Below are 20,414 nucleotides of genomic sequence, written 5' to 3' on the forward strand. Positions count from 1 at the left end.
AAACCTTCTACCGATTCCCCCCGAAGGCGAAACCGAAATTTGGTGGAGCTAGACGGGATCGAACCGTCGACCTCTTGCATGCCATGCAAGCGCTCTCCCAGCTGAGCTATAGCCCCGTCGGTCAGGACGGGGCGCATGTTAAGAGGCCCGGCCTCCCCTGTCAACACCAATAAGAAAAAAACCTGCTAGTAACAGACACTTAAGCCGGAAACCGACTAGATCGCCCGGGACAGGGCCGCACGCTGGGCACGGGCGGCCAGCAGGTAGGTGAACTTGCCATCGCTGGAGGAGAGCTTGCGCAGGACCTTCTTGTCCAGGGCGCGATAGGCCCCCATCTCCAGCGCCGTACGGCCCGAGCTGCCGATCAGCATGCCCGGGTTGGCCACCATCAGCCTGGCGGCCTGCTCCACCGCCTTGGCGTAGCTCTTGCGATCGTCGAGATCGTAGTCACGCAGCGGCAGCAGCATGCGCAGCCATTCGGCCCAGTAGAACTCGAGGAATTCCGACGGCAATACCCGGCCATCCGGGGTCCGCGGCTTGTCGTAGCCGATCTGGCGGGTGAAATAGACCAGCGCGCGGTAGGGGTCGTCGGCCATGGCGGAGAGGCCCAGGGTCGGCGGCAGCTGCTCGGGCAGGATGGGCCGGCCCTGGGGATCCTTGAGCCAGGCCTTGCGCTCGTCGAGCAGGCGGATCCAGAAGTCGGCCATGCTCGCGGCGTCGCTGAAATCGTCGGTGACCCTGACCCACACCGGGGTCTCGGGGCCGCCACCGGGGTGCTCCCAGAAGGCGGAAAAGGTGTGGTGGCCGTCGGTGAGATAGAGCTGCCGCCCCGGACCTATGACGACGGTCTTCATTTCATCCGGACAGCTACCCGGCGGCCGTACCCCGAGGGCGTCGCCGGCCGAGCGCAGACTGGTGCTCGGCTGGAAGCCACCACTCAGGTGCTGGCCGTTGGCTTCGCAGTAGTCGTCGAATAGCTTGCGCCGGTCGCAGGTATACTTGCCAAGCTTGTACAGCACCTGGTCGTGGCCGATCGCGGGCTGGGTGGGGCGCAGCTGATGCAGCTGCACCTGGAGCAGGCTTCCTGGCGGCACGGGGTCTTCCTATTTCAAGAGGTCTTCCCAGGTCCGACAACGGTCATCCGGGGAAGACTCCTGCCGTCGATCAGACCTTGCGCAGCACCACGCTGCCGATGGAGTAGCCCGCGCCAAAGGAGCTGAGCACCCCCAGGCTGCCGCTGGCCAGATCCTCGTGGTGCAGATGCAGCGCGATGACCGAACCGGCCGAGCTGGTGTTGCCGTAGGTGTCGAGAATGACCGGCGCCTCGTTGGACTCGGGTTCGCGACCCAGCAGGCGTTTGACGATGAGCTGATTCATCGCCAGGTTGGCCTGGTGCAGCCAGAAGCGCGAGACCCGCTCGACGGGGATGTCCAGTTCGGCCAGGTGATTGCCGATCAGCTCGGCCACCAGGGGGCAGACCTCCTTGAACACCTTGCGCCCTTCCTGGACGAACAGCTTGTCGGGGTGGGTCATGCCCTCCTCCGCCGCGCGGTTGAGGAAGCCGAAGTTGTTGCGGATGTTGTTGGAGAACTGGGTGAACAACCGGGTACCAAGGATCTCGAAGCGGTGCGCCGAGGTCGCCTGGTCGGCACGCTCCACCACCAGGGCGGTGGCCGCATCGCCAAAGATGAAATGGCTGTCGCGGTCGCGGAAATTCAGGTGACCGGTGCAGATCTCCGGATCGATCACCAGCACCGCCCGCGCCTGGCCCAGCTGCACGGCGTTGGCCGCGGTCTGCAGGCCGAAGGTCGCCGAGGAGCAGGCGACGTTCATGTCGAAGCCGTAGCCCTGGATACCCAGCGCGGCCTGGACCTCGATGGCCACCGCCGGATAGGGCCGCTGCAGGTTGGAACAGGCGACGATGACGCCGTCGATGTCGGCGGCCGTCCTTCCGGCCCGTTCCAGGGCCTCGCGTGCCGCGGCGACACCCATCTCGCAGAGGATCGAGGGCTCGTCGTTGGAACGCTCGGGGATACGCGGCACCATGCGCGCCGGATCGAGGATGCCGGCCTTGTCGACCACATGGCGGCTGCGGATGCCGGAGGCCTTCTCGATGAAGGCGGCGCTGGATTCCGGCTGGGGCGCCAGGCTGCCCTGGGCGATGGCGTCGGCATGCTCGGCATTCCATTGGCCTGCCCACTGGTTGAAGGACGCAACCAGCTCGTCGTTGGAAATACTTTCGGGCGGCGTATAGAGCCCACTACCGCTGATGACCGCGTGCTGCACGGCTATTCCTCTTGTTGTCGGGATGACGCCGTGCCAGTTTGCCGCAAATCCGGGGTGGACGCCCGTGCAATCTCAGCGCCGATTGGCGGCCTCGGCGGCACGCAGGACATCGCTGCCCACTTCGCTTTCGTACCCCTTGATCAGGGGCGCCACCGCCGCGCGCCAGGCCTCGCGCTCGGCAGCCGTCGGCACCAGGATCTTGCTGGTATTGGCCGCCACCACCCGCTCGCGTGCCTTGGCGTTGATGGCTTCGGCATCGCGATTCACCGACTGGGACACCTCGTCGAGGATGGCCTCCAGCTCGCTGCGGATTTCGAAGGGCAGCCCGTTCCAGAAGGTGGTGTTGGTGATGAGCATGTAGGTGAGGAAGCTGTGGTTGTCCTCGACGATGTAGGGCTGCACGGTATTGATCTTCTGCCCCAGCAGGTTCGACCAGGGATTTTCCGCGCCCTGGACCTTGCCGGTGCGCAGGGCGTCGTAGACCTGGGCGAAGGGCAGCTTGACCGCCTGGGCGCCGAGCTGCTGGTAGTAGGCCGCCAGCACATCGGAGGACTCGACGCGGAAGCTCAGGCCCTTGAGGTCGGCGGGAACGTGGATTTCCCGGGTGGCCGAGAGTTGCCGGCCACCGTTGTTCCAATAGGCCAGCCCGGTGATGCCATGGGGGACCAGGCTGCCCAGCAGCTCGCGACTCTTGTCGCGGCGCTGAAAGCGCTTGACCGCCTCGATATTGTCGAACAGGAAGGGCAGATCGTAGACCTTGAGCGGCTTGGCCAGGGCATTGAGCTTGGAAACCGAGGGTGCCAGCAGCTGGACCCTGTTGCTGCGCAGCGCCTCCAGTTCGTCGGCATCGCCCACCAGGCTGGAGTTGGGATAGACCTCGATCTTGACCTTGCCCGCCAGGCGTTCCTGCACCAGCTTCTGCAACTGCAGGGCACCGCGCCCCTTGGGCGTGTCGTCCGTCACCACATGGGCGAACTTGATGACGATGGGTTCGGCCACGGCGAAGGGCATGGCCAGAGCGATAAGCGAGCCGGCCAGGGTGGCGAAAAAGGTCTTGATCATGGGATTCCCTGCGTTGAACGATCCATCGGATCGCCTGCGCGACCCCGGTCGCGATGCGTGCGCGACGCGATTACCTTAGCAGCCGCGGCGGGAAAGGCTGGTCAGCGGAGGAAAACGGCACGACGAAAGTGCAGGAAAGCCGGATCAGGGGTAGGAACAGCGCCGCCGAAACGGCGCCAAGAATCCATCAGGGAGAGATGGGATCGCTCGCGGGAAAGGTTTCCTCGACGGATTCGTCGAGTTGCTCTTCGCTGACCTCGTCCTCGTCATCGGCGACGGGCGGATCGTTGGGCTGCTGCTGGGCATGGACGGCGTTCATGGCAAATCTCCGGACACGAGAGGTGTGGCAGGGCTGGAGACCTCCAGCCCTACAGCATTAGTCATGACTATGCAGACGGACGTTCAGCTCGTCGACGATCGGCGCCCAGTCGGCGTCGCCCATGATTTCGTCCTTGAGAAAGGCCTTTTGCGCCGGCGACCAGAAGTCGGCCTCGGACACCTTGACCTCATCGGGCAGTGGCGAATGACTGGCGATGAAGTCGTCGATGGCAGCCGGATCGGAGTCCAGGCCCAGTTGTTCGAAGAGGGTCGTCAGATCGTGAACGGGAAGTTCCATGGGGGTCTCCAGGCGGTTATCGGTCGTTACGCTGGGCATCTAGAAAGACGCCAGCCTGGAGGGGTTCCCCGGCCTTAATAAATCCTTCAGCGTCGACCCTTAAGGTACGCCCACGTTCCGCCAACCAGGGCCTCCGCCATGTCGCTTCCCGTCTCTTCCATCCAATTCACCGCCGCGCCGCGCCGTATCCTCGTCACCGGCGCCACCGGCTTTCTCGGCGGCGCCGTCACCCTGCGCCTGCTGGAGCTGGGCCATGTCGAAGGGCTGAGATTCCTGGTCCGGGCCGCGACTCCCGCAGAAGGCCTGGAGCGCCTGCTGCAGAATCTGCGCGTGCATGACGTCGACGAGCGCCTGGCCGCCCTGCTCAGGCCCGAACAGATCCTCTGTGGCGACCTGCTGGACACCCACTGGATCGACGCCGCCAAGCCGCTCCTGCAGACGCTGGACGAGGTCATCAACTGCGCGGCGGTCGCCTCCTTCTCGCGCAATCCGAAGATCTGGCCAGTCAACGTCGAAGGCACCTTCGCCCTGGCCGAGGCCTGCGCCCAGTCGCGGCGGCTGAAGCGCTTCCTGCACGTCAGCACCGCCATGGCCTGCGGTCCGCAGCGCCAGTCACCGGTCGCCGAGACCTGGGACTTCCCCGAGCCGGAGCAGCAACTGGTGGACTACACCGCCTCCAAGGCGGCCATCGAACTCAAGCTGCGCAACGAGTTGCCGCTGCTGCCGCTGGTGGTGGCACGCCCTTCCATCGTGGTGGGTCACCGTCGTTCCGGCTGCAAGGCGTCAGGCAGCATCTTCTGGGTGTTCCGCATGGGTTTCGCCCTGGAGCGCTTCACCTGTGGCCTCGACGAGCAGATCGATGTCATTCCGGTGGACTACTGCGCCGAAGCCCTGGTGGAACTGGCCCTCAAGCCGAAGCTGAACTACAGCCTGTATCACATCTCGGCGGGCAATGCCGGCGCCTGCACCTTTGGTGAAATCGACGAGGCCTATGCCGGCGCCATGGGCGATGCCCCGGTGGGCGAGCGCTATCGCCAGGTGGACAGCGCCGATCTCAAGGAACTGGCGGCCGACTTCAACGAACGCATCGGCCCGGCGAATCCGCGGCTGGTGCTGCGGGCGCTCAAGCTGTACGGCGGCTTCGCAGATCTGAACTACCTGTTCGACAATCAGCGTCTGCTGGACGAAGGCATCGCCGCCCCGCCGCGCTTCACCGACTACCTGGATGTCTGCGTGCATTCCTCGCGCGACATCAGCATCCCGGCGCAGATGCAGTGGGACTTCAAGTAAGGCCCATGCCCGGGGCTGGCGATGGCCAGCCACTGGGCGCCGCTCAGACGGAATCCTTCTCCGGCGAGCTCAACCGCGAATCCCGCACGATCTCGCTGACCGAGGCGTAACCCCCGCGGGCATCGCGCAGCATGGTGCGCAGGTTGCCTTCGATGGTATTGCAGATGGTGCCCATGGTGATCTGGTGCCGACTGCGCTGGAAGGGACTCTGCAGATCGGTTCCGACCTTTTCCAGCGCCAGGAACATGAAGCCCACCACGGTGGAGGCCAGCGGCGTGTACCACTCCAGGCTTTCCACCAGGCCGATGGGCATCAGCACGCAGAACAGGAAGACGAACAACCGCGGGAAGTTGACGTAGGGATAGGGCAAGGGCGTGTTGGCGATGCGCTCCATGCCGCCCTGCCAGTTGGACATGTCGACGAAGGTGGCTTCCAGGCGCTCCAGGCGGATGCTGTCCAGGCGACCGGCGCGGTACTCCAGGGCGATCAGGCTGGAAGAGCCGCTGAGGATGGCGTTGGCGAAGTTGTTGGTCTCCTTGCGCATCGCCCACTCCTCCTTGCCCAGGTAGGTGCGGACTTCCTTGGGCAGCGGGTCGCCGCTGAGCTGGCAGGCCAGGCAGCGGACGTAGGCGAGATGGCGCTCGATGAGTACCGTCTTGATGGCGTTGAAATGCTCGTCGCCATCGTCGATGAGCGTCAGCGCCTGACGGGCGAAGCTGCGCGAGCTGTTGACCATGCCGCCCCAGAGGGTGCGCGCTTCCCACCAGCGCTGATAGGCACTGGTGTTGCGAAAGCTGGTCAGCACGATCAGCGCCGAGCCGATCAGGGTCAGGGGGATGTTGGGCAGCTGCGCCCGTTGGTCGACGAAGATCATGTAGTCGACGGTGACGGCGATGTCCCACAGCAGCAGCCAGAAAACCGACCAGCCGACGTAGCTGAAGGTTTGCCGAAGGAATGTCAGTTTGCGTTCGAAAAAACCCAAGGTGATAGTCCTTAGCGCGTGAAAGAAAGGATGCAGCCATAGGAACCTGGGGTCGGGGACAGGTTCAAGGCAAGCGTCTAGAGCGCGGATCGCCACCCATTTCACGCAATTGGCCGGTGGCCATTCCGTTTCCGGATATGAAGAGGATGTCGGTTGCTGGCTGCCAACCTGTGGCTCGCAACCCGTACTTGGAGGCCCTATCGGCCGTGGATATCGGCACGTTCACCGAACATCCGCTTTCGGGTGCGGTCCGACAGACACCATGCCCTTCCGGAGCACTGCCATGACCGCCACCCCGCGCGTTCGTCTGGATGTCTGGAGCGATTACGTCTGTCCCTTCTGCTACCTGGAGCTGCCCCAGCTGGCGCGTCTGCAGGAAGAATTCGGCGACCAGCTGGCCATCGAGTGGCATGCCTTCGAATTGCGTCCCGAGCCCACGCCCACCCTCGACCCTGCCGGTGACTACCTGCGCCGGACCTGGGATCGCGCCGTCTATCCCATGGCGGCGGAATACGGCATGGTGCTGCGGCTGCCGCCCGTGCAACCCCGCAGTCGCCTGGCGCTGGAGGCGGCGGAATTCGCCCGCGAGCAGGATCGCTTCGACGCCTTCCACCTGGCGGTCTTCCAGGCCTTTTTCGAAGAGGGTCGGGATATCGGCGAGCTGGACGTGCTGCTCGACCTGGCGCGTCACAGCGGTCTGGACAGCGAGGCGCTAAGAGCCAGCCTGGCCCGGGGCGACCATACCGATGTCGTGCTGCACGCCGAGGATCGCGCCGAAGCCCTGGGCATCACCGCGGTACCGACGCTGCTGCTGCGCTCCGCCGGGGCGCCCGTCGAAGAGGCTCGCGCCCTGGATGGCGCGGTGCCCTTCGCCCAGTTGGCGGCGGCCGTCAGGGCGCAGCTGGAGGCCGCCGGCGCCTAGCGCTGCGCGGCCGCGGTCAACTCGGGAAACAGTACCTCGGTGAAGCCGAAGCGGGCGAAATCCTGGATGCGCGAGGGATAGAGTCGCCCGATCAGGTGATCGTATTCGTGCAGCACCACCCGTGCATGGAAGCCTTCGGCCTCCTGGTCCACCGGACGACCGTCGCCATCCACGCCCCGATAGCGGATCCGCCGCGGCCGTGGCACCTCGCCGCGCAACCCCGGGATCGACAGGCAGCCTTCCCAGCCCAGCTCCTCGCTGGCGTCCAGCACCTCGATCCGCGGATTGATCAGCACCTGCAGGGGCACCGGCGCCGCCTCGGGATAGCGGACATTGCGCTCGAAGCCGAAGACCATCAGTTGCAGGTCTTCGCCGATCTGCGGCGCCGCGAGGCCCACGCCACCCGCGGCAGCCATGGTGTCGAACATGTCCTGGATCAGCCCCTGCAGCTCGGCCGAACCGAAGCGCTCGGCCGCCACCGGCGGTGCCAACCGCAGCAGGCGGGGATCGCCCATCTTCAAAATGTCACGAATCATGCGAGGATTCCTCCTTTGGCCGGTCCAGCCGCCGGCGATTCGCCAGGAGCTTAAACCAGATGTCTTCCCTACTGCTCGCCAGCGCACTCGGCCTCGGCCTGAGTACCCCCCTTGCCCAGGCCGAGGACGCGGCCCTCGCCGCCCGCCTCGATCCGATCCTGGAACAGGCCATCGCCCAGCAGCGCATCGTCGGCACCGTGGTCATGGTCGCTCACCAGGGCCGCGTGGTGTATCGGCGCGCCGCCGGTTTCGCCGATCGCGAAGCCCGGCGGCCGATGCAGGAAGACCAGCTGTTTCGCTTCGCCTCCCTGACCAAGCCGCTGGTGGCCGTGACCGCCTTGCGGCTGGCGGACCAGGGCCGCCTGGATCTGCAGGCGCCGGTCAGTCGCTACCTGCCCTACTTCACCCCGGCTCTGGCCGATGGCACTCCGGCCACGCCGACCCTGGCGCAGCTGCTCAGCCACACCGCCGGCCTGCACTATGGTTTCGGCGAAGACCAGCACGGTCCCTATCACCGTGCCGGGGTATCCGACGGCCTGGATGATGCCTCCCTCACCCTGGAAGAAAACCTCCGACGCCTGGCGGGGGTGCCGCTGGACTTCCAGCCGGGCACCCAGTGGCGCTACTCCCTGGGGCTGGACGTGATGGGCGGCGTGCTGGCGGCCGCCACCGGGCAGCCCCTGCCGGCGGTCGTCCAGCGGGAGGTGGCCGCACCGCTGGGTCTGCACGACCTGAGCTTCCACGTCAGCGACGCCGGGCGCCTGGCCACAGCCTATCGCGACGGCTATCCGCGCCCCGAACCCATGAGCGAGCCCTATCTGCTACCCATGCCCAAGGGCGGCATTCTCTATTCGCCGGCACGCGCCCTTTCGGCGCAGGCCTTCGCCTCGGGCGGCGGTGGCATGCAGGGCAGCGCGGGCGACTATCTTGCCTTTCTCGAGGCGCTCCGCCAGGGGCGGCTGCTCCAACCGGCCAGCCAGCGCCTGTTCATGGAAGACCAGATCCCTGAGCTGCAGCGCGACGACGCCCCGGGCTGGGGCTTTAGCCTGGGCGCGGCGGTGCTGCGCGATGCCCGGATGGCGAAGACCCCGCAGACGCCTGGCACCCTGCAATGGGGTGGCGTCTACGGCAATGCCTGGTTCATCGACCCGGCGCGCGAGCTGAGCGTGGTCATCCTCACCAACACGGCGATCGCCGGCATGAGCGGCCCCTTCCCCGACGCCATCCGTGATGCCCTTTACCGCGACTGAGCGGCGTCCAGCCGGGCCTGCAGCGCCTGCAGCTGCTCCTGCAGCGCGGCATGCTCCTGTTGCAGGGCCTGATAGCTGTCGGTGACGGCGTCGGTATCGATGAACACCTGCTCGATGAACTCCTTTTCCACCAGGGTGCGCGACAGCTTCGCCCGCTCCTCTTCGAGACTCTCGCGCAGGGTCTCCAGCTCCTCCTGCAGGCGCCCATCCACCTCGGCCACGCCCGCCGCAGCCGGCGCCGCGGGCTGTTGCCGCAGCCGCAGCAGCTCTTCGCCGAGTCGCTGTACCTTCACCTTGAGCTGATCGCGCTCGCGGCGCACTTCCAGCAGGGTGCCCTGCACCCGATCGTGATCGAGACTGAGGCGCTGCAGCTTGGCTTCCGCGCCGCGCATCTCGCGATTCTGCACGTGCAGGTTGGTGATCAGCTTGTGCGCCCGGTCCAGCTTGGACTTGAGATCGTCCAGCTTGAATTCCAGACTCTCGCGATGGGACAGCAGGTCGTCGATATAGGGCTGGTTGGTCTTCTTCCAGTCCGGATAGTCGTCACCGCCCACCCCGTCGAGGCGGCCTACCAGATCCAGGCTGTCGCTGATGGCCTGCCCCAGGGGCTCGACATCCGCCTGCCGCGCCGCGTCGATCAGGCTGGCCGCGGTCTCGGCCTGACTGGTGAGCGGCAGCGGCGCGCCGGGCGCAGACGCCGCAGGGACCTCGGGGTCCTCGACCGCGGCCTCGGGGCGTGGAAAGAGGCGCTGCCAGAGCAGGGTCAGGACCAGGGCGATGAGCAGGACATTGGACAGGGTGACCAGCAGGAAACCCCATTCGACGAAGCGCGAGTCGGCCATCCCCTAGCTCAACAGGAAGGCGATGAAGCCGTCACCCAGCCCGGGAAAGGACAGGCTGAAATCGGCGCGACCATTGTTCTGCCGCCAGAGGCTGTAGAGCTTCTCGAAGGGCTTCTGCACCAAGTGACTGGTGCTGAGTACCAGCGGCGCACCACCCTTGCCGGCGGAGATCATGCCGCTGAGGTCGGCGAGGAAGGCGGTGGCGTTCTCGTAGATTTCCCGGCTCAGGGTCGCGCTGGCAATGGCGCTGTGGATGGCTGCCGGCGCGAGTCCGGCCAGGGAGCCACCGAGAATGCAGGCCGCGTTGAGGTCCAGCAGGCAGACGGCTTCCAGTGCCTTGCTCTGCGGATGGCCATAGATGCCGATCACATAGGGCAAGGCCAGCCGATCAACCGGAATCGGCGCCATGGGCTCTATCTGGCAGACGATGGACGAGAGGCCGAGCAACTGGCGGATGCGCTGTGGATCAGGGTTGAAACGAGTCGGGATCGGCAGGCTCTCGCGACCGGAGGATTCAATGGCCTGTTCGGCGCTGGCGCCATCCTGCAGCACGGTGAGCACCGCCTGCTGCAGGGTTTCCTGGGCGAAGGGCTTGGTCACCACGAAGGCTGCGCCATTGCGGTAGGCCGCCTCGATGTTGCGCGCCGACGACTCGGTGGTGACAAAACCCACGTGGATGTCGGCGCCCACCCGCTGACGGATCGCCTGGAGCAGTTCCAGACCGGTCATGCCGGGCATGTGCCAGTCGGTGAGCACCAGGTTGGGCGTCCAACTCTCCAGCAGCGCCACGGCTTCCTCACCGGTGGACGCCACGCGCAATTCGATATCCCTGTAACCGGTATTCGCCAGAATCCGCTTGATGATGGTCTGGACCGCTCGACTGTCGTCTACCACGAGGAACTTCATGCATCATCCTGAATTATGAACGCCACGTTATCCCTCGGCGAGCTGTCGCCGCGGGCGCCAGTGTGGATCACAGTGCAGATATCACCTGGCCAGTATCAGCCGAACGGCAACCTTTTTGCGAGAGCTTGTCATCGGCGAGTGAAAGGTATTCGTCCAGGGCGGGATACGGCAATTCGAGGACCGTACAATAGAGCCTCAGCAGCTCCAGCTCTGCGGTTTGCACCCTTTCGTCCGCCTCGATGAGACAGAGCAGGCCCTCCAGTACCAGGGTGCGCGCCGCCACGCTCAGTTGGGCGAGCTGCGCCAGGGCGCCGTCCAGCGCCGGACGCCAGGGACGCGGCGGCGCGTAGCTACAGTGCAAACCGGGAAAGGTACGGGCGACGGCGAGCAGGAAGGCCCGACGAGCGGCCTGGACGTCATCGTGGCTCTGTTCGGCGGCCACCGCATAGAAGGTAAGCACCGCGGTCCGGGCCTGTGCCAGCTTGCCCCGCCCCGACAGCCGTTGGCGACCCGGCGCCAAGCTGGCGATCAGCTGACGCTGGATGATCTGCGCCAGGCAGTAGCGGGACAACTCCAGGTCCGGCGCAGCGGCGAAGCCTGCCTTGAGATCGATCAGCAGCTGGCGCAGGACCGGCCGCGGAAGTTGGCGGATGGCCGGAAAGGTCAGTTGCGCCACCGGCAGCCGCAGAGAGGCATGCAGACTGTTCACCCAGCGCGCGCCCTCCCCGCCGCCCGCTGCCGGCGGCGTGCCGGCCAGTGCCAGCAACAGCTCCGCCGCCTGCTGCGGCTGGCGCAGCACTTCGAGCAGGGCCGGTGGAAGGGTGCGCAGGGGCGTATCGGCCAGTGCCGGTGCAACCGGCAGCGCTACGGCGGTCGGCGGCGGCGAAGCGGGCGGCGTACCCCCTGCCACATAGGCGACGCCCATGGGCAGCAAGGCTTCCGCCCGGAGGCGCTCCAACTGCCATTCGTCGAAGTCCGGTTCCAAGAGCTGGATGCGCTCCAGCACCGGGGGATGGGTGGCGAACCAGGAGGCGCCCGAGTCGCCCAGCACCATGTGCGCGACGCTGCGCGCCCGACGGTGATAGAGCCGCCCCTGCAGCGGATGGGCGGCGATCTTCTTCAGGGCATTGGCCAGACCCTGGGGCTGGCGGGTGAACTGCACGGCGGAGGCATCCGCCAGACGCTCGCGTGAGCGCGCCGCGGCAGCCTGGATCAGGTTGGCGAAGAACAGTCCGCAGCCGCCGACCGCCAGCAGCACAGTGCCCAGCAACCAGCCCAGCAGGTGGTTGCCATCGACCCGGGTGATGGTCGAGGTGCGATCCGAGAAGAGCTCCTGTCCGAGGTCGGCGATCAGGCTGATGCCATGCAGCCAGCCCAGCAGGCGCAGATTCAGGCGCATGTCGCCGTTGAGCAGATGACTGAATTCATGGGCGACGACACCCTGCAATTCGTCCCTGTTCAAGAGCTGGAGCGCGCCGCGGGTCAGGCACAGGCTGGCATCTGCCGGTCCGTAGCCGCTGATGAAGGCATTGATGGCCGGCTCGTCCGGCAGCAGGTACAGCCGCGGCACAGGTACGCCGGCGGCCAGGGCCATCTCCGCCACCACGTTGTGCAGCTGACGGGTACGGGGGTCTCCCTCATCATCCAGTGGCACGGCGCCCAGCCGCCTGACCACGGCCTCGCCGCCCTGGCGCGCCAGTTGCCGCACCTTCCAGAAGGAAGCGCCAGCGATGATGCCCATGAATGCCAGGCCGATCTTGACCAGCGTCGCCCCACGCCCACCGAGGTAGTCGATCACCTCCCGCGGCAGGAACACCAGGGCCAGACCGGCGCTGGCCAGCGCCATGAGCAGCACCACCAGGGCCAGCAAGGCGAGGCACAGCCGGGTGCGCCGGCGCGCCGCGGCCTGGTCGTCGAGAAAGCGCACGCACTCAGCTCAGGCTGATGCGCGGGGTCTGACGCGCGGCCCCGTCTGGCAAGGTCAGCGGCTGCGCCAGGCGAAAGCCGAAGCGACGGGCGAGCAGCGATCCGGGAAAGGTCTCGCAGCGATTGTTGTAGTCCATCACCGCATCGTTATGGGCCTGACGGGCATAGGCCAGGCGATTTTCCGTGGAGCTCAGCTCTTCCATCAGCTGCAGGACCGTGTCGTTGGCCTTGAGCTCCGGATAGGCCTCGCTCACGGCGAACAGCCGCCCGAGGGCAATGCCGAGTCCCTGCTCGCCCTGCTCCAGGGCGTGCAGGGCGACGGGATCCTCCGGCCGGGTCTTGGCCTGGTGCAGGCCGGACTGCGCCTGCTGGCGCGCCGTCATCACCGCCTGCAGCGTTTCGCGCTCGTGCTGCAGATAGCCCTTCACCGCCTCCACCAGATTGGGGATGAGATCGTGCCGGCGGGTGAGCTGGACATCGATCTGGGCGAAGGCGTTGCGGTAGGCGTTACGCGCCGTGACCAGAGCGTTGTAGAGGCTGATCGCGAACAGGCCGAGAGCGACCAGGGCAGCCAGCAGGAGCAGCAGTTTCATCGAATCGTCCTTGAAGGTGCTGAGAATTTCCAGTCTAGGGCGCGCGCCGCTGCGCCCGCTGCACAGCGCGACGGATGCGGCGGTTGAGGGGATGGCTGGTGAATCCGGGGGGCATACCGCGGTTCAAGACGGGGATGGCGTGCCCGGGTCGGTGGGCTGGCGTGGCGCTGCGTCCGCCTTGCGGCCGGGCTGGAGCTGCAGCAGCAGGGCATCGCGCTCCTGACGCATCTGGGCGAGGCTGGTCTGGGTCCGGGTCAGTTCCTCCTGCAGTCGCTGGGCCTGGGCCTCGGAGGCGCGCAATTCGCGATTCTGCGCGCGCAGGCCGGTCACCACCTTGTGCGCCCGCGTCAGCCGCATGACCATGTTGTCGACCTTGAGCTCCAGGGCTTCGCGGTGCGACAGCAATTCCTCGACATAGGGGTCGTCGCTTTTCTTCCACTCGGGATAGTTGGCGTCGTACACCTCTTCCGGACCCTCGTCGAAGAGGTCGACGTTGCGGTTCGCCGCCGGGGCGGGACTGGCGGGAAGTGGCGGCGGCGGAGCGTCGGCAGGCGCGCTGTCGACCACCTCGGGAGCGACCGGCGCCTGCTCCTCGTTAGCGCCCTCGGCCTTGGAAGCCGCGTCGCTGGCGACGTACCGCTGCCACAGCAGAAACACCACCAGGGCGATCAGCAGGATATTGCACAGGGTTATCAGGACGAATCCCCAATCCATCAGCTGTGCATGACTCATCTGCCGCTCCGTGCTTTTCCGGTGACTGGATCCAAGGCCTGTCGAGACCTCTCGCCTACCCTGTCGGCGGCGGCGCCTCGTTCTGCAGCCGATTTGAATACAGCTGGCAGCCTAAAGCATTTCTATCAGCCAAGCGGCGCCAGGGCGGAGACGAATTGTCAGGCACGGGGGTGTGCGCGGTTTTTTCCGTAGGCAGCAGAGGCGCTATAGGCTAGGGCCGCGCGGGAAAATCCGGGCGAAAAAAAGCCCGACGCTGGACGTCAGGCTTTGCAACGGTGGGCGGATGTTGGGCTTCGCTGCGCTCAACCCAACCTACGAGACGAAGTAGGTTGGATTGAGACGGCTCTGTCGTCGAAGCCCAACAAGCAGCCCAGTCGGATCTCCTACGCCAGGCTCTTGCTCACCACCTCGTAGACGTCGCTGGACAACTCGCCGCTGGCCAGGATGCGCTCCAGCTCGGCACGCATCAGCGCCTGACGCTCCGGCGTGTACTTCTTCCAACGCGTCAGGGGCGTGAGCAGGCGCGAGGCGATCTGCGGATTGAGGCGGTTGAGGGTGATGATCTGGCCGGCCAGGAAGCGATAGCCGCTGCCGTCCTCGGCGTGGAAGTTGACCAGGTTGGCGTTGGCGAAGGCGCCGATCAGGGCCCGTACCTTGTTGGGGTTCTTCAGGGTGAAGACCGGGTTTTCCATCAGCGCCTGGACCCGCGCCAGGCCGCCCGGCAGCGGGCTTGAAGCCTGCACGCTGAGCCAGGTGTCCATGACCAGCGGATCGGCCTTGAACTCTTCGAAGAAGCGCGCCAAGACGTCGGCCTTCTCCTGTTCGAAGCTGGAGTTGACCAGAGCGCTCAGGGCGGCCAGGCGCTCGGTCATGTTGTCGGCGTTATCGAACTGCTCCAGGGCGGCGTCGCGGGCTTCCGGCTCTTCCAGCAGCATCAGATAGCCGAGGGCGGCGTTCTGCAGACTGCGGCGGGCGATGTGGTCGGCACTGGCCTGGTAAGGCGTGGTGCGGGATTCCTCGCGGGCACGGCGATAGCGCTGCCAGAGCACGTCACGCAGGGCCTCGGCGATGGCCCGACGCGCCTGACGACGGGCGCCGTAGATGGCCCCGGGATCGGCCTGCTCGGACAACTCCACCAGATAGGCTTCGGACGGCAGCGAGAGCATCTCGGCGACCATGGCCGGGTCGAGGGACTCGTCCGCCGCCACGGTGCGCAGGGCTTCCACCAGCCGGGTGTCCAGCGGCTCACCGGCGATCATGCCCTGCAGCACCTGCACGGTCAGCTGCTGGCCGGCGTCCCAGCGGTTGAAGCCGTCGCTGTCGTGCTGCATGAGGAAGGTCAGCTGTTCACGGCTGTAGGGGAAGCTGAGCTTGACCGGCGCGGAGAAGCCACGCAGCAGCGACGGCAGCGGGCGCTCGGGCACGTCGACGAAGGTAAAGGTCTGCTCGGCCTGGGTGACCGACAGCACCCGGTCGGTGCCCTGGGCAGCGCCCTCGCCTTCCAGGCGCAGCGGCAGGTCGCGCCCCTGGCCATCCAGCAGACCGAGCTGGACCGGGATCACGAAGGGCTCCTTGGTCGGCTGGCCCGGGGTGGGCGGGCAGCTCTGGCTGAAGGTCAGCCGATAGGTCTGGGCCGCGGCGTCATAGCTGTCGCTGACCGCCAGGCGCGGGGTGCCGGACTGGCTGTACCAGCGCTTGAACTGGCTGAAGTCGGCGCCATTGGCGTCTTCCAGGGCCTTGATGAAGTCGTCGCAGGTCACCGCCTGACCGTCGTGGCGCTCGAAGTAGAGATCGGTGCCCTTGCGGAAGCCCTCGGCGCCCAGCAGGGTGTGCAGCATCCGCACCACCTCGGCGCCCTTCTCGTACACCGTCAGGGTGTAGAAGTTGGAAATCTCGATGAAGTGGTCCGGGCGCACCGGGTGGGCCATGGGACCGGCGTCCTCGGCGAACTGGTTGGTGCGCAGGAAGGCCACGTCCTCGATGCGCTTGACCGTGGGCGAATTCATGTCGGAGCTGAAGCCGGCGTCGCGGAACACGGTGAAGCCTTCCTTGAGCGACAGCTGGAACCAGTCGCGGCAGGTCACGCGATTGCCCGACCAGTTGTGGAAGTATTCGTGGGCGACGATGGCCTCGACGCGCTGATGGGCGGCGTCGGTGGCGGTGCGCGGGCTGGCCAGCACGGCGCTGGAGTTGAAGATGTTGAGGCCCTTGTTCTCCATGGCGCCCATGTTGAAGTCGTTCACCGCGACGATCATGAAGATGTCCAGATCGTATTCGCGGCCGTAGACCTCCTCGTCCCAGCGCATGGATTTCTTCAGGCTGTCCATGGCGTGCTGCAGCTTGCCGATGTTCTCCGGTTCGACGTAGATGCGCAGGGCCACGTCGCGGCCACTGCCGGTGCGGTAGCTGTCTTCGACGCACCAGAGGTCCCCGGCGACCAGGGCGAACAGGTAGGCCGGCTTGGGGAAGGGATCTTCCCAGGTGGCCCAGTGACGGCCGCCCTCGGCTTCGCCGCTGGCCACCGGGTTGCCGTTGGAGAGCAGGATCGGGTACTTGGCCTTGTCGGCTTCCACCGTGGTGGTGAAGACGCTCATCACGTCCGGCCGATCCAGGTAGTAGGTGATCTTGCGGAAGCCTTCGGCCTCGCACTGGGTGCAGAACATGGTGCCGGAGACGTACAGGCCTTCCAGGGCGGTGTTGCTTTCCGGATGGATGCGCACCGCGGTCTTGAGCACGAAGGCTTCGCCCTGGGGCTGCAGGGTCAGGCTGCCCGCCTCGACCTGATAGTCGTCGGCGGCCAGGGCCTGGTCGTCCAGGGCCACGGCCAGCAGCTCCAGTTCCTCGCCATGCAGCACCAGCGGCGGCAGGCCCGCGCCACGGGCCGGATTGCGCTGCAGCCGCAATTCGGCATGTACCAGGGTCTGGTCGTCGTGCAGCTCGAATCTGAGGCGGGTCTCCTCGATGAGGTACTCGGGCGCCTGGTAGTCCTTGAGGTAGATGGTCTGGGGCTGGTCGGTGCGCATGGCTTACGTCCTTACATCTCTGCTGCGGAGGCGGACACGGCCAGCTGATAGGCCGTGTACTTGCGAATGTTGATCACGCCGGTATCGAACATCAGGTATTGACCCTTGATGCCCAGCAGCGTGCCTTCCACCACGGGGGTCTTTTCCAGGTCGTGGCTGACCACCTTGGTGGGATAGACCGTCACCGGATAATGGATCTCGATGGGCGCCATGTCGACCACCGGCTGGATCGCCTGCAGGCCGAAGCGGCCCTGGAGATCGTCCAGACCCTGGGCGCAGGCGTCGAAGATCCGCTCGCGCACCGCCACCAGGTCTTCCGGTGCGGCCACGCCCTTGAGCATGGCGCGCCAATTGGTGCGATCGCCCACCTGGCTGCGCAGCAGGTCTTCCACCAGGCCGGACTGCTGGCGCGTGGCGACCCTCAGGATCGGCAGCGCCTGGTAGGCGCCCTGGTCGATCCAGCGGGTGGGCAGCTGGGTGGCGCGGGTGATGCCCACCTTGAGGCCCGAGGAGTTGGCCAGGTAGACGACGTGGGGCACCATGCAATGGGCTTCGCCCCACTCCGGCTGGCGACAGGTGCCATGCTCGTAGTGGCACTTTTCGGGGCTGACGATGCAGCTGTCGCACTGGGCCAGGGCGGTGAAGCAGGGATAGCAGTAGCCCTGGCTGAAGCTCTTTCGGGTCTTGCGGCCGCAGTGGGTGCAGTGGATGGCGCCCAGGTATTCCAGGCGCAGGCGACGGCCGATCAGCGGATTGACCGGTACCTCGCGCTCGTCGAGGCGAAAGGCGTAGTTGACGGGGTCGGCCAGGGTCACGGCCATCTTGCGCAGGGCGCCACGGCCCAGTTCGGTCATCACGGTAGGAATTTCTCGATTTCTAAAAGACGCGAGGTGCCTCTTCGTCGCCGAAGGGCACCTCGTCGGGGTAAGGCGCGGACAATCAGTGGATGGCGTCGGACTTGAACAGGATGTTCTCGATGGGCACCGACTTGGAGGCGCACTCCTGGGGACCCATGTAGCCGGTCCGCTGGTCTTCGGGCAGGTGCTTGGCCTCGTAGGCGATCACCGCCTGCAGACAGAGCTCGACCTGGTCGCGACTGAGCTTGCGGCCGTCCGGCCACTTGCCGATCTCCACGGCCAGCTTTAGGCCTTCGTAGATATCGGGGGTGATGTTTTCCAGCATCTGGGCGAAGGATGTCGACATGGGTCGCTCCGGACTCTAGTGAACCGCCAGTTTACCGGGCTGCCGACGACGGTGCACCTGGCCTGGTTCAATGGGGGTCATAGGTTGTATTTCGGCTCGCGGCCCGGTGTCGCGATAGGCTGGGTTGAGACGGCTCCATCGTCGAAGCCCGATAGGGGCGATGCCGATTGGGCTGTGCTGTGCTCAACCTAACCTACGCGGGTGCGTATTCCGTGGCGTGGAAAACGGCCTGGCCTTTTCCACTGAAGAATTCGGGGCAGGGTCGCCCTCACCCCAACCCTGCCGCAGGGAGAGGGCGTTAGCAGAGCGGCCCTCCCCTCCAACAGGGCTGAACCCCGGCACCTGGCCGCCATCAGAGCAGGAAGCGCTTCCTGGAGAACCCATGCCTGCCTATCACCCTCTCATCCTCGCCGGTGTCGAACTCTGGCTGCTCGCAGAAAAGGCGATCTACTGGCCCGCGCGCCGGGCGCTGCTGGTGGCCGACATCCATTTCGGTAAGGCGGCCGCCTTCCGGGCATTGGGCCAGCCGGTGCCCCATGGCACCACCGCGGGCAACATCGCGCGGCTGGACGGCCTGCTAGCGCGTTATGACTGCCGGGAGATCATCTTTCTCGGTGACTTCCTGCACGCCCCGGAATCCCGCGCGCCCCTGACCCTGGACACCCTCGAACGCTGGCGGGAACATCAGGCCCATCTGCGGCTGCTGCTGATTCGTGGCAACCATGACCGGCGCGCCGGGGACCCACCGGCCGCGCTGGGCATCGACGTGGTGGGCGAGCCGCTGGAGCTGGACGGCCTGTCGCTGCAGCACGAACCCGATCCACACCCGCGCCTGCCGGTGCTGGCCGGCCACATTCATCCGGCGTTTCGCCTGCAGGGGCGTGGGCGCCAGGCGCTGCGCCTGCCCTGCTTCTGCCTGGAAAATGACGAGGTACTGATCCTGCCGGCCTTTGGCGACTTCACCGGCGGGCACCTGCTGGCACCCGATCCGGCGCGGCGGATCTTCGTGGTGGGGGATGGCGGTATCTGGCCCTTGCGCTAGAGCCAGATACCCTGGCGATCAGCCTTCTTCGGTGATCCCGGTGATGGTGATGCCGTGGCGTTCCAGCAGGGCCACCGTGGGTTCGTCGTAATCCCGGGGGACTTCGCTGTCGTCGTACTCTTCCAAGGCATCGTCGCGGACGATCTGGGCGACGCGCTCCATGTCCGGTTTCTGGTCTGCGTCGGTGGTGACCACCGAGGTGTTGCCATCAACGTTGCTGTAAGCAATTTTCCACTTCGACATCTCAGGACTCCTCACGGGGAAAAAAGGCTATCGAGAGATTAGAGGGCCGGATCCCCAGTAATTCGCCCTAACGCGGACGAAAGACGATATCCAGCAGGCCGGCCAGGGCGCCGTCGGCGCAACCAGCCTGGGCCAGAGCCTCGCGGGCCTGCTTGAGGTGACCGTGCAACTGGCGTTGCGCATGGTCGCGGCCGAGCAGGCTGACCAGGGTGGACTTGTCGCCATCCTTGCCGGCGTCCTTGCCCAGGCCCTTGCCGTCGTCCAGATCGTCGAGCAACTGGAAGGCCAGGCCGAGCTGGCAGGCGAAGACGTGGAAGGCCTCGCGCTGCACGGCGGTGGTGACCAGGGTGGCACCGGCCATGGCCATGGCCGCGGAGAACAACGCGCCGGTCTTGAGCTGGTTGGTCAGGGCGATGGCATCGGCCGGCCGTGCCTGGCGGCCGCCGTGCAGGTCATGGTACTGGCCGCAGACCAGCCCGGCGGTGCCGACCGCATCGGCCAGTTGGCAGACCATCTGGGTGCGGGTTTCCGCTGGTACCCCGGCGAGGCCCGCGACCAGGCGCAGGGCGTGGCTGAGCAGGGCCACGGCGGCCAGCATGGCGACGTCCTCGCCGAACTCGACGTGCAGGGTCGGACGCCCGCGGCGCAGGCGGGCGTCGTCCATGCAGGGCATGTCGTCGAGGAACAGCGAGGCGGCGTGCACCATCTCCACGGCGCAGCCCAGATCGAGGACGGCCTCGTCTCCCTGACCCAGGTCCTCGGCGGCCAGCACCATCAGCAGCGGACGCAGCCGCTTGCCGGGTGCCAGCACACCACTGCGAATCGCTTCGGCGACCGGATCGCTGCCGGCCGGTAACAGCTCTGCCAGACGCTCGTCGATACGGGTACGCTGCCATTGCAGCGCAGCGGCAAAATTGTCTGTCGCGTTCGGCACTAATACGGTCGCCATGAGTCGAGATA

21 protein-coding genes and 1 tRNA gene are annotated in these 20,414 nt (G+C 66.2%); 4 read left to right on the top strand and 18 right to left on the bottom strand.

Going from position 1 to position 20,414, the window contains the following annotated elements; translation table 11 throughout:
- Positions 1-40: 40 nt before the first annotated feature.
- The 6 genes from OXS31_RS20715 to OXS31_RS20740 all read right to left on the bottom strand — a co-directional run bounded on the left by OXS31_RS20715 (position 41) and on the right by OXS31_RS20740 (position 3,964).
- Positions 41-116: transfer RNA gene (locus OXS31_RS20715), tRNA-Ala, on the bottom strand.
- A gap of 99 nt (positions 117-215) precedes the next feature.
- Entirely contained in the window at positions 216-1,094 is an 879-nt protein-coding gene (locus OXS31_RS20720) for a ParB/Srx family N-terminal domain-containing protein (protein ID WP_267401686.1), read from the bottom strand.
- Between the two features lie 70 nt (positions 1,095-1,164).
- Entirely contained in the window at positions 1,165-2,286 is a 1,122-nt protein-coding gene (locus OXS31_RS20725; RefSeq protein WP_144946244.1) for a beta-ketoacyl-ACP synthase III, read from the bottom strand.
- A 72-nt stretch (positions 2,287-2,358) separates the two neighbouring features.
- Positions 2,359-3,348, bottom strand: coding sequence for a DctP family TRAP transporter solute-binding subunit (locus tag OXS31_RS20730; protein WP_169854214.1), 990 nt, complete (start codon positions 3,346-3,348; stop codon positions 2,359-2,361).
- A 187-nt stretch (positions 3,349-3,535) separates the two neighbouring features.
- Positions 3,536-3,667, bottom strand: coding sequence for a hypothetical protein (locus tag OXS31_RS20735; RefSeq protein WP_007162893.1), 132 nt, complete (start codon positions 3,665-3,667; stop codon positions 3,536-3,538).
- Positions 3,668-3,724: 57 nt separating this feature from the next.
- Positions 3,725-3,964: a DUF2789 domain-containing protein gene (locus OXS31_RS20740; RefSeq protein ID WP_007162892.1), complete on the bottom strand. Its 240-nt coding sequence runs from the start codon at positions 3,962-3,964 to the stop codon at positions 3,725-3,727.
- A 138-nt stretch (positions 3,965-4,102) separates the two neighbouring features.
- On the opposite strand from OXS31_RS20740, the gene cprA reads away from it, so the two are divergent.
- A complete protein-coding gene (gene cprA / locus OXS31_RS20745) occupies positions 4,103-5,254 on the top strand; it encodes a cationic peptide resistance protein CprA (RefSeq protein WP_037007239.1) in 1,152 nt (383 codons plus the stop codon).
- A gap of 43 nt (positions 5,255-5,297) precedes the next feature.
- Here the strand turns inward: cprA and OXS31_RS20750 are convergent, their stop codons facing one another.
- Complete coding sequence (locus OXS31_RS20750; protein WP_027597594.1) at positions 5,298-6,236, bottom strand: bestrophin family ion channel; 939 nt, start codon at positions 6,234-6,236, stop codon at positions 5,298-5,300.
- A 283-nt stretch (positions 6,237-6,519) separates the two neighbouring features.
- On the opposite strand from OXS31_RS20750, the gene OXS31_RS20755 reads away from it, so the two are divergent.
- A complete protein-coding gene (locus OXS31_RS20755; protein ID WP_027597593.1) occupies positions 6,520-7,158 on the top strand; it encodes a DsbA family oxidoreductase in 639 nt (212 codons plus the stop codon).
- On the opposite strand, the gene def is transcribed toward OXS31_RS20755, so the two are convergent.
- Positions 7,155-7,694 (bottom strand): peptide deformylase, encoded by a 540-nt coding sequence (gene def, locus OXS31_RS20760; protein ID WP_027597592.1) that lies wholly within the window; start codon positions 7,692-7,694, stop codon positions 7,155-7,157. The two genes, OXS31_RS20755 and def, sit on opposite strands and share 4 nt — an antisense overlap.
- Positions 7,695-7,753: 59 nt before the next feature.
- Here def and OXS31_RS20765 point away from each other — a divergent pair, with 59 nt between their 5' ends.
- Complete coding sequence (locus tag OXS31_RS20765; RefSeq protein ID WP_042135503.1) at positions 7,754-8,944, top strand: serine hydrolase domain-containing protein; 1,191 nt, start codon at positions 7,754-7,756, stop codon at positions 8,942-8,944.
- Here OXS31_RS20765 and OXS31_RS20770 read toward each other — a convergent pair.
- The 8 genes from OXS31_RS20770 to OXS31_RS20805 all read right to left on the bottom strand — a co-directional run bounded on the left by OXS31_RS20770 (position 8,932) and on the right by OXS31_RS20805 (position 18,169).
- Complete coding sequence (locus tag OXS31_RS20770) at positions 8,932-9,786, bottom strand: hypothetical protein (protein WP_052382647.1); 855 nt, start codon at positions 9,784-9,786, stop codon at positions 8,932-8,934. The genes OXS31_RS20765 and OXS31_RS20770 overlap by 13 nt on opposite strands.
- 3 nt (positions 9,787-9,789) lie before the next feature.
- Positions 9,790-10,692 carry a response regulator gene (locus tag OXS31_RS20775; RefSeq protein WP_027597590.1) on the bottom strand — a complete coding sequence of 301 codons (903 nt, stop codon included), beginning with the start codon at positions 10,690-10,692 and terminating at the stop codon, positions 9,790-9,792.
- 67 nt (positions 10,693-10,759) lie between these two features.
- Positions 10,760-12,619, bottom strand: a complete 1,860-nt coding sequence (locus OXS31_RS20780) for a M48 family metallopeptidase (RefSeq protein WP_267401719.1) — start codon at positions 12,617-12,619, stop codon at positions 10,760-10,762.
- A 4-nt stretch (positions 12,620-12,623) separates the two neighbouring features.
- Positions 12,624-13,211 (bottom strand): LemA family protein, encoded by a 588-nt coding sequence (locus OXS31_RS20785; protein WP_007162885.1) that lies wholly within the window; start codon positions 13,209-13,211, stop codon positions 12,624-12,626.
- Positions 13,212-13,334: 123 nt separating this feature from the next.
- Positions 13,335-13,943 carry a hypothetical protein gene (locus tag OXS31_RS20790; protein ID WP_108581926.1) on the bottom strand — a complete coding sequence of 203 codons (609 nt, stop codon included), beginning with the start codon at positions 13,941-13,943 and terminating at the stop codon, positions 13,335-13,337.
- Positions 13,944-14,326: 383 nt separating this feature from the next.
- A complete protein-coding gene (gene pepN / locus OXS31_RS20795) occupies positions 14,327-16,966 on the bottom strand; it encodes an aminopeptidase N (protein ID WP_267401725.1) in 2,640 nt (879 codons plus the stop codon).
- A gap of 11 nt (positions 16,967-16,977) precedes the next feature.
- On the bottom strand, positions 16,978-17,820 hold the full coding sequence (locus OXS31_RS20800) for a DUF2797 domain-containing protein (protein ID WP_027597587.1): 843 nt from the start codon (positions 17,818-17,820) through the stop codon (positions 16,978-16,980).
- A gap of 85 nt (positions 17,821-17,905) precedes the next feature.
- The gene (locus OXS31_RS20805; RefSeq protein ID WP_007162881.1) at positions 17,906-18,169 is read right to left on the bottom strand and encodes a DUF1315 family protein; all 264 of its coding nucleotides are present in this window, start codon (positions 18,167-18,169) and stop codon (positions 17,906-17,908) included.
- A gap of 382 nt (positions 18,170-18,551) precedes the next feature.
- On the opposite strand from OXS31_RS20805, the gene pdeM reads away from it, so the two are divergent.
- Positions 18,552-19,211, top strand: coding sequence for a ligase-associated DNA damage response endonuclease PdeM (pdeM, locus tag OXS31_RS20810; protein WP_267401730.1), 660 nt, complete (start codon positions 18,552-18,554; stop codon positions 19,209-19,211).
- Positions 19,212-19,229: 18 nt separating this feature from the next.
- Here pdeM and OXS31_RS20815 read toward each other — a convergent pair whose 3' ends face one another.
- Both OXS31_RS20815 and OXS31_RS20820 read right to left on the bottom strand, forming a co-directional pair.
- Positions 19,230-19,454 carry a hypothetical protein gene (locus tag OXS31_RS20815; RefSeq protein WP_027602825.1) on the bottom strand — a complete coding sequence of 75 codons (225 nt, stop codon included), beginning with the start codon at positions 19,452-19,454 and terminating at the stop codon, positions 19,230-19,232.
- Between the two features lie 67 nt (positions 19,455-19,521).
- The gene (locus tag OXS31_RS20820) at positions 19,522-20,403 is read right to left on the bottom strand and encodes a polyprenyl synthetase family protein (protein WP_077173219.1); all 882 of its coding nucleotides are present in this window, start codon (positions 20,401-20,403) and stop codon (positions 19,522-19,524) included.
- Positions 20,404-20,414 lie beyond the last annotated feature (11 nt).

The sequence above is a fragment of the Pseudomonas sp. GM_Psu_1 genome, from assembly GCF_026544185.1.
Classification (GTDB): Bacteria; Pseudomonadota; Gammaproteobacteria; order Pseudomonadales; family Pseudomonadaceae; genus Chryseomonas; species Chryseomonas oryzihabitans.